Here is a 13725-nt window from a genome sequence, read left to right on the forward strand (position 1 = left end):
GGACACTCCCCCATTTTTGTGCGCTCGCGTACATCGACGTCGACGAGGCTGCGGGCGCAAGCGCACTTTACCTACCATGAGGCAACGCAGCGTCGCGCTGCGGAAGCGCCTTTGTGGACGAAAGGGACAATCGGCGAATGAGCACGACAGTGATCAAGAGGTCGGCCCGGCGTCCCGCGCCGGAGATCCCGACCGGAGAGATCGCTGTCGAGCCGCCGCCCGAGATCCCGCAGGCCACCGGCGGCCGCTGGCAGCAGGCGATGATGGCGCTGCCGATGCTCGGTGGCTCGGTCGCGATGGCGATGATGATGGGGCAGGGCCGCACCGGGCCGTCGTCCTATGTGATCGGTGGGCTCTTCGGCGTCTCGTCGATCGCGATGATGGCGACCAGCTTCGGTTCCAACGGCTCGCCCAAGAAGGCCGAGATGATGGCCGCTCGCCGCGAATACCTGCGGCATCTGTCCGGCCTGCGCAAACGCGTACGGGAAACGGCTCGTCGGCAACGTGTCGGGCTGCTCTACCGCCATCCCGATCCGACCAAGCTCTGGTCCACCGCGGGCAGTCATCGGGTGTGGGAACGCCGCACCAGCGACCCCGATTTCGGCGTCGTGCGGCTCGCGGTCGGACCGCAGACGCTGGCCACGCCGCTGCTGCCGCCGGTGACCCGCCCGCTCGACGAGCTCGAGCCGATGACCGCGGGTGCGCTGCGCCGCTTCCTCGATGCCTATTCGGTCGTGCCCGATCTGCCGGTGGCCGCCTCGCTGCGCGGCTTCGCCCGGGTGTTCCTGCGCGGCAGCGGGCCGGGCACCGCCTCCGACGTGCAGGGGCTGGCCCGCGCGGTGGTCGCCCAACTGTCCACTTTCCACGCCCCCGACGATCTGATCGTGGCCGTCTGCGCCGGTCCCGAGCGCCGCGCGTCGTGGGAGTGGGTGAAGTGGCTGCCGCACAACCTGCATCCGGCCCGCACCGACGCGCTCGGCCACGTCCGGCTCGTGGCCAGCACCGGTTCGGAACTCGAAGCCCTGCTGGAAGACGTGATCGGCAACCGCCCGCGGTTCAACGGCGGGCACAGCGTCAGCACGCCGCACGTGGTGATCGTGCTCGACGGCGCCGATCTCAAGGGCGCCACCCAGCTCGACGACGGCATCGACGGCGTCACCGTGCTCGACCTCGACGAGCAGCCGCCCCGCCTGCTCGACCGCTCGCTGCTGGTGCTCGAGGTCGCCCATCACGGCGCGCGGCGGGTGCTCAACACCTATTCGATGGAGCACGAGGCCGAGGTCGGCACGCCCGACCGGCTCAGCGTCGAACAGGCCGAGGCGGTCGCCCGCCGGCTGTCCCCGCTGCGCCTGGCCGCGATGTCGAAGTCGGCCGACACCCCGCTGGCCGCCGAGATGGGCCTGGCCGACCTGCTCGGCATCGGCGATCCCGAGACGTTCAGCGTGGCTCAGGCCTGGATGCCCAAGCCCAACCGCGACAAGCTGCGCGTGCCGATCGGCGTCGGGGCCGACGGCGCCCCGGTCGAGCTCGACCTCAAGGAGTCGGCGCAGGACGGCATGGGCCCGCACGGCCTGCTGATCGGCGCCACCGGCTCGGGCAAGTCCGAGCTGCTGCGCACGCTGGTGCTGGCGCTGGCCACGACGCATTCGTCCGAGACGCTGAACTTCGTCCTGATCGACTTCAAGGGCGGCGCGACCTTCGCCTCGCTCGACCGCCTGCCGCACACGGCCGCCGTGATCACCAACCTGGCCGACGAGTTGCCGCTGGTCGACCGCATGGTCGACGCGATCGACGGCGAGATGATCCGGCGGCAGGAGCAGTTACGCAAGGCGGGCAATTACGCCAGCCTGCGCGACTACGAAAAGGCCCGGGCCGGTGGGGCCGCGCTGCCGCCGATGCCGTCGCTGCTGGTGATCTGTGACGAGTTCTCCGAGCTGCTCTCCGCCAAACCCGACTTCATCGACCTTTTCGTCCAGATCGGACGGTTGGGGCGATCGCTCGGCGTGCACCTGCTGCTGGCCAGCCAGCGGCTCGAGGAGGGCCGGCTGCGCGGGCTCGACACCCACCTTTCTTATCGGGTCGGTCTGCGGACGTTCTCGGCGCTCGAGTCGCGCGCCGTGCTCGGCGTGCCCGACGCATACGAGCTGCCCCGATCGCCCGGCCACGGCTACCTCAAGTTCGGCACCGAGCCGCTGCTGCGGTTCAAGGCCGCGTACGTCTCGGGAGCACTGCCCAAGGCGCGCGCCCGGGCCGCCTCCGGAGGCGCGGGGGCCGATCCGCAGGTTTTGTCGTATTCGACGCGCTACGTCCCGGCGCCGAAACCGGTCAAGCCGGTCGAGCCCCAGCCCGAAGAGCTCGCGGCCGGCGAGAGCGTGCTCGACGTGATGGTCGACCGGCTCGGCGGCCAGGGACCGCCGGCCCACCAGGTCTGGCTGCCACCGCTCACCCAGTCGGCGGCACTCGACGAGCTGCTCGGCCCGGTGGTCGCCGACCCGGTGCGCGGGCTGGCCTTCGCCAACCCCGAGCTGCACGGTGCCCTGCAAGTGCCGATCGCGATGGTCGACAAGCCGCGCGAGCAGGTCCGCGACGTGATGTGGCTGCAGCTGTCGGGCGCGGCCGGCCACGTCGCGGTCGTCGGCTCGACCCTGAGCGGCAAGTCGACCGCGCTGCGCTCGATGATCTGCGGGCTCGCGCTCACCCACACGCCGGCCGAGGTGCAGGTCTACTGCCTCGACTTCGGTGGTGGCGCGCTCGGCACACTGCGCGATCTGCCGCACGTGGGTGGCGTTTCGGGCAGGCTTGACGCGGTGGGCGTACGCCGCACGGTGGGCGAGATCTCCACGCTGCTGACCGAGCGCGAGGCCCGGTTCGGCGCGATGGGCATCGACTCGATGGCGTCCTACCGCCGGCGGCGGGCCAACACGGCCTCGCAAGCCGCCGACAACGATCCGTTCGGCGACGTGTTCCTGGTCGTGGACGGATGGTCCACATTGCGCAAAGAGTACGAAGAGCTGGAACCGGTCATCACCGACATCGCCACCCGGGGTCTGTCGTACGGCATCCATGTCGTGGCCGCCACCTCTCGGTGGATGGACTTCCGGCCCGCGATCCGTGACCTGTTCGGTTCCCGGCTCGAGCTGCGCCTGGGCGACCCGAGCGACTCCTCGGTCAACCGGCGGGCCGCGATGACCGTGCCCGAGAAGCCCGGCCGCGGCATCATCGAGCACCCCACCGACAAGAACAAGTTCCTGCATCTGCTCACCGTGCGACCCGAGCTGAGCACCCTGGCCGACACGTCCGACCTGGTCAAAGAGGTCGCGACCAACTGGCGCGGAGCGGTTGCCCCGCGCGTGCGGTTGCTTCCGGCCCAGGTCCCGTACGGGGAAATGGACCTGCAACGCAGCTCGGGTCTGCGGCTGCCGATCGGCATCAGCGAGGCCGACCTGCAGCCCGTCGAGATCGACTTCGCCTCCGATCCACACTTCCTGCTCTTCGGCGACGCCGAGTGCGGCAAGTCGACGTTCCTGCGGGCGCTGGCCACGACGATCACGCAGCGTTTCGCGCCCGAAGAGGCCCGGCTCATCCTGGTCGACTACCGACGCTCCCTGATGGACCTGCCGGAGTCGGACCACCGCATCGGCTACGGCATCCAGGCGCAGAAGACGCTCGAGCTGATGCAGTCGGTCGCCGGCTACATGGAACGGCGGCTGCCCGGCCCCGATGTGACCGCCCAGCAGTTGCGCGAACGCTCGTGGTGGACCGGGCCCGAACTGTTCGTCCTGGTCGACGACTATGACCTGGTGGTGGCCGGTCCGACCAACCCGCTCACCCCGCTGCTGGAATACCTGCCGCAGGCCCGCGACGTCGGCCTGCACCTGATCATCACGCGGCGGGCCGGCGGGGCCGGGCGGGCCCTCTACGAGCCGGTCATCCAGCGGTTGCGCGAGCTCTCGGCACCGGGTCTGGTCATGTCCGGACCGTCGGACGAGGGGGCCCTGGTCGGCCCGGTTCGACCGTCGCCGCTACCACCGGGCCGCGGCCGTCTGGTCACCCGCCGTGAGGGGGTACGACTCATCCAGTTGGCCCATCTCGCGCCGTACCGAGATGCGTGAAGATTTAACAGACAAGCAGTGCGACTGGCATCGAAGGATCACCGCCGCAACGCTTGGTTTCGGAGTAATCTGCATCGACATTCTCCCGGCCTTTGGAGGCGGTGCGCCTTGGTGAGTGGTCGCCGACTGGCCGCTGCCGCGACGGCTGGACTGTTCGCGCTCGGCGTTCCGGTCACGCCGGTCTCCGCCGCCCCCGCACCCCGGGCCGAGCCCGCGCCGCTGCTGGGCGATTCGGTGCGCGCCGACGAGTGGCACCTGCAGACGCTCAACGTCGCCGAGGCCTGGACCTATGCCAACGGCGCGGGCGTCACGGTCGCGGTCATCGACTCGGGTGTCGACGCCGACCATCCCGACCTGCAGGGCCAGGTGCTGCCCGGTCTCGACCTGGTCGACGACAAGGGCGACGGGGACACCGATCTGGTCGGCCACGGCACCACGGTCTCCGCGATCATCGCCGGCCGCAACGACGATGCCGCCGGTGTCGTGGGCATCGCCCCCAAAGCCAAGATTCTTCCCGTACGCGTCCTCGACCAGGACAACCGCTACAACGACGCCCTGATCGTCGCGCAGGGCGTCCGGTGGGCGGTCGACAAAGGAGCCCGGGTCATCAACCTGTCGCTCGGCGGCAGCGGCAGCAGCGAGGCTCTCGCGGCCGCCCTCGACTACGCGTTCGCCAAAGACGTGGTCGTCGTCGCCTGCACCGGCAACACGAGCGCGTCCTCGTCGACCGGGGTGTGGTATCCGGCCCGCGAACCCGGCGTGATCGCGGTCGGCGGCATGGAACGCGACGGCAACTCGCTGTGGTCCGGCTCGATCACCGGCAAGGAAACGGTCGTCACGGCCCCCGCGACCCAGCTGGTCGGCGCCAACACCGGCGGCGACTACTGGAAGGTGCAGGGCACGAGCTTCGCGGCCCCGATGGTCTCGGCCACCGCAGCCCTGATCCGGTCCCGCTGGCCCGAGATGCCCGCCGGCGAGGTGATCAACCGGATCATCCGTACGGCCAAAGACAAAGGCGTTCCCGGCCGCGATCCGGTCTTCGGTTTCGGCCTCGTCGACCCGGTCGGCGCCCTGACCGCGTCGGTGCCGCCGATCTTCGAAAACCCGTTGGACGACTCGCCGTCCCCCGGCATCGCCCGTTTCGGCAGCGCGCCCGTCCCCGGCCAGGCCCAGTCGGCCCCCGAGGGCACAACCCGCGAACTCCTGCCGGTCGCCCCCGAGGCCGACCCCGGCACCGGCGCCGCCCCGCTGGCGGCTCCCGCCGACTCGACCCGCCGCGGCTGGTGGGCCGCGGGTGCGCTGTTCCTGCTCTCCGCGGTGGCGGCCGCCCTGACTATCCGCCGTTTCGCCGCCTCGACCTGACCACCTAGTCGTGGCCGGCCTTGATACTTCGCCGGCTCGGCCTCTTGCCGGCTCGACGTGCGTCGGCATGGCTCGGCGCCTGGTTGATCCCGGCTTCGTCAGCGGCGGTTCGCCTAGTGGGCCACGGTCGCTTTTGGTCGGCCACGGTCCGCGCTGGAGCGACTTTCGCGGACGGCTCTGCGCGTTACGGCGTACGGGAAGAAGCTCGTTTCCTTTGGTTTTCGCCGTCTATCGTGGCTTTTGCTCGGGTTTCAGCCGATAGGCAGCTGGACCGATCGGGGGTCGACGGTCGAGATGCCGGCGGCGGTGTGCACCTCGAGCCGACTGCCGGTGGGCTCGCCGCGATCGCTGGGCCACCACACACCCCAGATTCCGCCGCGGAGGGTCGCGGTCACCCGCAGACCGTTGGCCAGCACCAGGTCGACACCGGTGACATCGGCGCCGCTGAGGCCGTAGAGCTGATACGCCTGAAGCTCCCCGCGGGCCGGGGCCGGAGTCGCCTCGACGTTGCCGCCGAGCACCAGCACCGCACGGCCCCTCGGTTCGGTGAAAGGCTTGTCCGAGACCGTGCTCCACATGCTGTTGAGGTCGTCGGACTTCAACCCGGACAGCGCGATCAACGGATCGGCCGCCGTGCCGCTACCCATCGACACGTCCACGCAGTAGGTGAATCCACCCCGCCGGTCGACCAGCACCTCACGGCGGGCCGCCGCGGCCCGCCCGGCCGGCACCCCCTCGATCCCCACCCCGCCGACGCCGAGGTCGCTGCATTTCGACGCCCACTTCTCGATATCCTCGTCCGGAGCCGTCAACGGAGGAGCCGCCTGCGGAACGGCCGTCCAGGGCCCGTGGTCAGCCGGCCGATCGGGATAGGTCGCAACGCCCACCGCCCCCGTCCCGACAACGGCCACGGCCAGTGCGCCGGCCAGCGCCATCCGGTGCCTTGTCGGTGCCGGGCCAGCGGCTGCCTCAGCCATCACCATGTGCCGGATTTGGGCCCGGCGCCGCGGGTCCAGCCGACTCTGCAGCTCAGTCATGTCGTCTCCTGTCGTCGAGCCACGTTGTCGCACGGAACCGAGGCCGCATCCGCCTCAGCCGTCGTCTCGACAGCCGCGCTCTCGGTTGCTGCGCTCTCGGTTGCCGTTCCAAGGCGGGATCGCGCGCGGGCCAGCCGGGAACGGACCGTGCCGACGGGGACGCCGAGCGCGACCGCGGCCTCGGTATAGCTCAGGCCCTGCCAGACGCAGAGCACCAGCACGTCACGGTCGGCCGGTCTCAGCTTCTCCAGGGCGGCCCGCACTCGGGCTATGTGCCGTTCGTCGTCGAGCCGGGCGGCCACCTCGTCGGCGTGATCGGGGGCGGCCGGTGCGGACGGCAGCCGGTCGAGCGCCCGCCGATGTCGCCGGGCTGTGCGCCAGCGGTGTTGCATGGTCCGGCGGGCGATGCCGTACAGCCAGGGCAACGCATTGCCGTCGATCAACTCGACGTCGTCCCGCCGCCGCCACGCCTCGAGGAACACGATCGACACCAGGTCGTCGGCCGCGTCGACCGACCCGAGCCGACGCGCGCAGAAGGCCCGGACCGCTTCGGCATACCGATCAAAAATCACACCGAAACACTCGGCGTCACCGGCACGCGCCCGCTGCCACAGCTCGTCGTCTGTGTGGATCCCGTCGGCCGTGTCGCTCACACCCTCTTATGACCGCAGCGGCCCCGGAGTTCCCACATTCCGGCGACTTTCTTATGGCGCAGCAATGCCGCCCGGCACGACAGCCACCGCCATTGACGCGACTCCACTGCTGGCATGAGAACCGCCGCCGACACGAGAGCACGAGAGAGCAACCGCCAATGGCACGCGCAACCGTCGTGAACTCAGGAAGTTCCTTCAACGACCGCTGCCGGCACGACAGCCACCGACCGACAACCGGCCCTCGCAAGAGAACAGCATCCAGCCACGCGTCATAGAGAACCACCAACTCAACAAGACGACATCCGACCCTGGTGACACCAACCTGCCCCAGCACAACGCCGACCAGCCCTGGCACGACAGCATCCCGCCCAGCACAACTCCGACCGACCTGCCGGTCGTGCGTGGCTCGGCGCTCGAGGCGCTCGAGGGCGACAAAGGAGTGGCCCGCCAAGCTCCTCGAGCTGGTCCCGGCACGACAGCATCCAGCCCAGCACAACGTCGACCTGGCACGAACAGCACCCAGCCGCACACCGACCGACCGGCCCACTTCATGGCGGCGACCGCCGCCAGCCAGGCGGAGCCGCCGGTCAGGCGGAGCCGCCGGTCAGGCGGAGCCGCCGGTCAGGCGGAGCCGCCGGTCAGGCGGAGCCGCCGGTCAGGCGCAACCGCCGGTCAGGCGCAACCGCCGGTCAGGCGCAACCGCCGACACAGCCGCCGGTCAGGCGCAGCGCCACCGGTCAGGCGCAGCGCCACCGGTCAGGCGCAGCGCCGCCGGTCAGGCGCAGTCGCCGGTGCGTACTCCGCGGGTGCGGGACTCGCCGGCCTGGGCCACCGGTGCCGCTTCGGCCGCGGTCAGGGCGAAGCCCGTGTTCTTGTCGTCGGCCGCCGCGGCGAAGATCACGCCCAGCACCTGGCCGTTCGTGGTGATCAGGGGGCCGCCCGAGTTGCCGCTGCGGACCAGCGAACGGATCGTGTAGATCTCGCGCGTCACGTCGCCCGAGTCGTAGATGTCGGGGCCGGTGATGCGGCCGACGTCGCGGACGCGGGCGGACTGCGCGTCGTACGGACCGTCCTGCGGATAGCCCAGCACGATCGCGCTCGCCCCGGTCGCCGCCTTCTTCGTCACGAACGGCATCACCGGCGAGGTCAGGTCGGGCACGTAGAGCACCGCCAGGTCGCGGTCGGGGTCGTAGACGACGACCGTCGCGTCGAGGCGGCGGCCGTTCACCTCGACCTCGGTCTCGCGGGTGCCGGCGACGACGTGCGCGTTGGTCATCACCCGTTCCTGGGCGTAGACGAAGCCGGACCCCTCGATGCGCCGCGAGCAGCTCGGCGCCGTGCCCAGCACCTTGATGACCGAGCGCTTCGACTTCTGGACGATCTGCGAGCCCTTGAGCGCCGGGTCGGGTGCCGCCACCTCTTTGGCATCGGTCGGGGTGAGGCCGCCGAACACGTCGGGGAAGCCGCTGGTGTCGAGCGTGTCGCGCAGCGCCGACGACAGCGCCTGCGCCTGGTCGGGCATCACGCTGTTGATCCCGCCGAGGATGGCGCTCTCGCGGACCTCCTTGTTGAGCGCCGGGAACGGCGTCGAGCCCAGCGGCACCGCGATCAGCCAGGCCACCAGCAGCACCGCGACCAGCGAGATGGCGGCGCCGCCGGCATCGTCGAGCCGTTGCAGTGGGCGGCTCTGGATGGCCCGCCGCAGGTGGGTGCCGAGCCAGCCGGCCAGGGTCTGCCCGAGGACGGCGAGCGCGAAGATCGTCACCAGCGACACGACGAGCCGGGCCGTCGGGTCGGTGAAGCGGTCGGCGATCAGCGGGCCGACCTGCAGACCGATGAGCACTCCGCTGAAGAAGCCGCCGAACGAGAGCGCGCCGATGACGAAGCCCTGGCGGTAACCGCTGATCGCAAAGACCAGCATGAGCAGGATCAGGATGCCATCGACCACGGACCCTCACCCAGCGTAGGAATCGACAACGGACACGAGCCCAGCGTAGAGATCGACAACGGACACAGACCCAGCGTAGAGGCGCGGGGCCACTGACCGATCGCGGCCGAACCGCGGCCCAGTCCCAACGCGGTCACGGCAGCACCTCGTCGGGGGCGCCACCTCGGGCGGCGGGCACCGGAGCGCTCGCGTCCGGCAGGTCGACCAGCGCGCCCGGCTCCCACGGTTTGGCCCAGCCCGCCATGTCGAGCAATGTCGAGATCACCCCTGCCGTGAAGCCCCAGACGAGCAGTCCCCGAACTGCGAAGGCTGGACCGATCCAGCCGCTGGGGTGCCGCACCCGAATACGGTTCTGCGGGTCGACGAGTTCACCGATCGGCAACCTCGCCACGTGCGCCACCTCGGCCGGCTGATTGGGGCTGACCGGATGCGGGCGCCGCCACCAGGCCAGCACGGGCGTGACCACGAACGAGCTGACCGGGATGTAGAGGTCGGGCAGCAGCGCGAGCGGCTCGGCGCTGGCCGGGTCGAGGCCGACCTCCTCGTTCGCCTCGCGCAGCGCGGTGGCCACGGCGTCGGCGTCCTCGGGGTCGGTGCCGCCACCGGGGAAAGCGGGCTGCCCGGCGTGGTTACGCATGGTCGCGGCCCGCTGGAGCACCAGCAGGTCGGGGCCCGACTCGCCCTCGCCCAGCAGCACCAGGACGGCGCTGGGCCGACCACCACCGACGGGTGGGCGCAGCGTCGTGAAGTCTTCGGTGCGGCAGTCGCCGGCCCGGGTCAGCAGCGGTTCGAACCACGACGGCAGCCCGTCCGGCCGCGCGATCACCCGTCCCTGGCTCACGGCGTCACCGTCACGCCGGTGTGTTTGCGCACCTGCTCGGCGAGGCCTTCGGCGTCGAGGGGCAACGGGTGCACATATGACTTGCCGTTCGCGTCGAGGAAGACGGTGACCGGCAGGTTGATCCGGCCCAGGGAGTTGAGCAGGGTGCTCTTCTCGTCGAACAGGGTCGGCATGCGCACGCCGGCGTCGCCCGCGAACGAGGCGCCCTTGTCCCGGGTGTCGCCGGTGTCGACTCCCACCACGGTGAGCTTGCCCTGCGCGTTGTCGGCCAGGCTCTGCATCACCGGCAGCTCGGCCCGGCACGGCCCGCACCAGGACGCCCACATGTTGATCACGGCGGGCCCGCGCAGCGATCGCAACGACACCTGGTCGTCTCCGTCGAAGCACGGCAGCGCCAAATCCGGTAAGTCGGAAATGGCGGACGGGGCCGACGGAGCGGTAGAGGGAGGCGGCGAGGTCAACGCGGAACAGTCCGCGAACGGCGAGGCCACGGCCGGCTCATCACCGGAGCAGGCCGCGATGCCCCCGACAAACAGCACCGCCAGCGGTGCCGCGATCACCGAGCGGACGACAGGACGCAGTCGCGACGGCCGCGCCAACGACCGAACAACACCCAGCCACGAACGCCACAGGCGAGGAGGCAGACCAGCCGAACCAGCGACACAAAGCCGGCGAGCAGCGGAAGGAAGGCCCGCCGCGGAAGGAGAACCCACCGCGGGACGAAGGCCCGCCACGGAGGGGACGTGAGCCGCGGGACGAAGGCGCGAGAGCCAGGCAGCGGCGAGCCGCCGCGGGAGCGTCACGGAACGTCCGGCGCGGCGACCGCCGCGGCCGGAACGAGCGCCGGATCGACCCCGGCGGCCACCGCCAGCTCACGAGCCCGCGGCCCCTTGAGCAGCTTGGCCGCCGCGGCCGCCTCGGTCGGCCCGGTGCCGTAGGACGGGCACATCGAGGCCAGCGTGCACGCCCCACAGGCCGGCTTGCGGGCGTGGCACACGCGCCGGCCATGGAAGATCACCCGGTGCGACAGCATGGTCCAGTCGCGCTTCTCGATCAGATCGGCGACCAGGAACTCGATCTTGACGGGGTCTTCCTCGGTCACCCAGCCGAAGCGGTTGGTCAGGCGCCGGAAGTGGGTGTCGACGGTGATGCCGGGGACGTCGAACGCGTTGCCCAGGATCACGTTGGCCGTCTTGCGGCCGATGCCGGGCAGGGCGACCAGCTCGGCCAGCGTGGCCGGCAGCACCCCGCCGTGCCGCTCGATCAGCGCCTGCCCCAGTTTGATCAGCGAGTCGGTCTTGGCCCGGAAGAAGCCGGTGGGCTTGAGCAGCGTCTCGAGCGCGGAACGATCGGCGGCCGCGTAGTCGTCGGCGGTCTGATAGAGCTTGAACAGCTCGGGGGTGACCTGGTTGACCCGGACGTCGGTGGTCTGGGCCGACAGAATCGTGGCCACGGCCAGCTCGAGCGGGGTGGTGAAGTCGAGCTCGCAGTGCGCGTCGGGATGCGTCTCGGCCAGGACGCGGGCCATCTTGCGCGCCCGCCGCTTGCGCCCGATGGGCGTTTCCGCCGCGAACCGTTTCGCCGAACGCGTCACCACCGAAGTCACCGCATAAGAGTACGTCGCCCCTACGACAGGTTCCGATCACGCGGACGGGGTGATCGACCCGTCCGATCCGATCTTGACGCCGGTGTCCGGGAAGTCGGCCGCGGAGAGGTCGGCGACCAGCTTGCGGCCCTGCTCGTCCGAGGCGTCCCGGGTCGGCAGGCCGTTGGAGTTCATGTACGTCGAGAGCAGCTTGCCGCCCGCGTACGACCCGTCCTGACCGAGCGTGACGTGCAGGATCCCGCCGTATTTGAGCACCCCGCTGCGCGAGAGCGTGCGCCCGCCGCCCGCGAAGTTGCCCAGGCTGTAGGCGATCAGCTTGCCGTTGTAGAACTCCATGCCCCGCAGCACGTGCGGCCCGTGCCCGACGACCAGGTCGGCGCCGGCGTCGATGACCGCGTGACTGAACTTGATCGGGTCGCCCCGGTTTTCGCCGTGGAACGTCTCGGTGCCCGGCTTCACGTGCTGCATCCCCGAGCCCTCGGCGCCCATGTGTACCTGCACGACGACCAGATCGGCCTGCTCCTTGGCCTTCTCGATCACGGACCGGGCCTGGTCGAGATCGATGAGGCTGTTGGCTCCGGCGTACGAGGAAAAGCCCACGACAGCTACCTTGACCCCGTTGACCTCGGTCACGGTGATCTCGTCGGTGTTGCCGGTGGCCAGGATGCCGGCCTCGTCGAGCACCGCCCGGGTGTTGCGCGCACCCTGCGTACCGAAGTCCTTGGCGTGGTTGTTGGCGGTGTTGACGAGGTCGAATCCGCCGTCCGAGAGGTGCTTGACGTACGACGGCGGCGAGCGGAACGCGAAGCAGTTGGACGACCCGGCCCCGCACTTGGAGGCGCCCGTGTTCTCGGTGAGCGGCTGCTCGAGGTTGCCCATCACCAGATCGGACGCGAGCGACTCCTTGACCGAGTCGAAGAAGCCGTCGCCGTCGGCGGGCGGCATCCGGTTCGGCGCGTTGCTCATCATGATGTCGCCGGTGGCCGAAAGAGTGACCGTGTTCGCGACCGGGGCGGATTCCTCACGAGGAGCGGAGGGAGACGACGCGGGCGAGGACGAAGGCTGCTGCCAGGAAGACGCGGAGGACCCGCGGTCTCGGTTCGCAAAAGCGACACTTCCGACGCCAACCGCGGCCAGCACCGCCAGGACAATAGCGACAGTAAGAACAGGTCGCCCGAAAACGCCCGGACGTCGATGTGGGGGGTGGGAATTCATCGATGGCGACGATACCGTCAGGTGGCGACGCGGACGAACCGTCGAAAGGCTTGTCGTTGCCTCCTCCTGGCGACGAAAAATACTGCCCGTCACGGCGGGACTGGTTACCCTGCGGTATCTAGATCAAGGGGTGCCCGCCCGATTCCCGCCCGCGTGCGCCTAGACTGATCGAGCGCAGGCGTTGCGCGTTGTTCGGAGGTGCGAACGATGGATGAGGTACTGGCGCGCAGCGGGATCTTCCAGGGCGTAGACCCGGAGGCCGCCGAGGCGCTCGCCAAAGAGATGGACACGGTCGAGGTCCGCAAGGGCGACGTCCTGTTCAACGAGGGCGAGGCCGGTGACAGCCTGTACATCGTGCTGTCCGGCAAGATCAAGCTCGGCCGGCGTGCGGCCGACGGCCGGCAGAACCTTGTCTCGATCATGGGCCCGTCCGACATGGTCGGCGAGCTCTCCCTCTTCGACCCCGGCCCCCGCACGGCGACCGCGACCGCGGTGACCGACGCCCGGATGGCCCGGCTCAAGAAGACGTCGCTGCGCCCATGGCTGAACAACCGGCCCGAGATCGCCGAGCAGCTGCTCCGCGTGCTCGCCCGCCGGCTCCGGCGCACCAACGACGCCCTGGCCGACCTGATCTTCACCGACGTGCCCGGCCGGGTCGCGAAGAACCTTCTGCAGATGGCCGGCCGGTTCGGCACCCGCGACGGTGGTGTGCTGCGCGTCACGCACGACCTCACCCAGGAGGAGCTGGCTCAGCTCGTCGGGGCGTCCCGCGAGACGGTGAACAAGGCGCTGGCCGACTTCGCCTCGCGAGCCTGGCTGCGGCTGGACGGCAAGAGCGTGATCATCCTCGACCCGGAGCGTCTCGCGCGGCGCGCTCGCGTCTGACCTGGATTGACTGAAAAGGGGCCGTCTCGTCGAGACGGCCCCTAAAAGTCGTCCTTTACCCCACGA

10 protein-coding genes are annotated in these 13725 nt (G+C 70.3%); 3 read left to right on the forward strand and 7 right to left on the reverse strand.

Annotation, left to right across the window (positions count from 1 at the left end; all coding sequences use genetic code 11):
- Window positions 1–137 precede the first annotated feature (137 nt).
- Together eccCa and mycP are read left to right on the forward strand one after the other, a co-directional pair.
- Window positions 138–4112, forward strand: coding sequence for a type VII secretion protein EccCa (gene eccCa / locus KOI35_RS07225; protein WP_215785245.1), 3975 nt, complete (start codon window positions 138–140; stop codon window positions 4110–4112).
- Between the two features lie 108 nt (window positions 4113–4220).
- Entirely contained in the window at window positions 4221–5474 is a 1254-nt protein-coding gene (mycP, locus tag KOI35_RS07230) for a type VII secretion-associated serine protease mycosin (RefSeq protein WP_215785246.1), read from the forward strand.
- A 251-nt stretch (window positions 5475–5725) separates the two neighbouring features.
- Here mycP and KOI35_RS07235 read toward each other — a convergent pair whose 3' ends face one another.
- From KOI35_RS07235 to KOI35_RS07265, 7 genes are all read right to left on the reverse strand, one after another.
- Complete coding sequence (locus tag KOI35_RS07235) at window positions 5726–6511, reverse strand: hypothetical protein (protein WP_215785247.1); 786 nt, start codon at window positions 6509–6511, stop codon at window positions 5726–5728.
- Complete coding sequence (locus tag KOI35_RS07240; RefSeq protein ID WP_215785248.1) at window positions 6508–7164, reverse strand: RNA polymerase sigma factor; 657 nt, start codon at window positions 7162–7164, stop codon at window positions 6508–6510. Before KOI35_RS07240 ends, KOI35_RS07235 begins: the two co-directional genes overlap by 4 nt.
- 775 nt (window positions 7165–7939) lie before the next feature.
- Window positions 7940–9112: a MarP family serine protease gene (locus tag KOI35_RS07245; protein ID WP_215785249.1), complete on the reverse strand. Its 1173-nt coding sequence runs from the start codon at window positions 9110–9112 to the stop codon at window positions 7940–7942.
- 133 nt (window positions 9113–9245) lie between these two features.
- Window positions 9246–9953 (reverse strand): NUDIX hydrolase, encoded by a 708-nt coding sequence (locus KOI35_RS07250; protein ID WP_215785250.1) that lies wholly within the window; start codon window positions 9951–9953, stop codon window positions 9246–9248.
- Window positions 9950–10756 carry a TlpA family protein disulfide reductase gene (locus KOI35_RS48790; protein WP_308120834.1) on the reverse strand — a complete coding sequence of 269 codons (807 nt, stop codon included), beginning with the start codon at window positions 10754–10756 and terminating at the stop codon, window positions 9950–9952. Before KOI35_RS48790 ends, KOI35_RS07250 begins: the two co-directional genes overlap by 4 nt.
- The gene (gene nth, locus KOI35_RS07260) at window positions 10753–11550 is read right to left on the reverse strand and encodes an endonuclease III (protein WP_308120865.1); all 798 of its coding nucleotides are present in this window, start codon (window positions 11548–11550) and stop codon (window positions 10753–10755) included. Before nth ends, KOI35_RS48790 begins: the two co-directional genes overlap by 4 nt.
- 45 nt (window positions 11551–11595) lie before the next feature.
- The gene (locus KOI35_RS07265) at window positions 11596–12774 is read right to left on the reverse strand and encodes a CapA family protein (protein WP_215785251.1); all 1179 of its coding nucleotides are present in this window, start codon (window positions 12772–12774) and stop codon (window positions 11596–11598) included.
- Window positions 12775–12981: 207 nt separating this feature from the next.
- Here KOI35_RS07265 and KOI35_RS07270 point away from each other — a divergent pair, with 207 nt between their 5' ends.
- Window positions 12982–13659 (forward strand): Crp/Fnr family transcriptional regulator, encoded by a 678-nt coding sequence (locus KOI35_RS07270; RefSeq protein ID WP_203078383.1) that lies wholly within the window; start codon window positions 12982–12984, stop codon window positions 13657–13659.
- Window positions 13660–13725: the final 66 nt, after the last annotated feature.

This window comes from Paractinoplanes bogorensis, assembly GCF_018829635.1.
Taxonomy (GTDB): Bacteria; Actinomycetota; Actinomycetes; order Mycobacteriales; family Micromonosporaceae; genus Actinoplanes; species Actinoplanes bogorensis.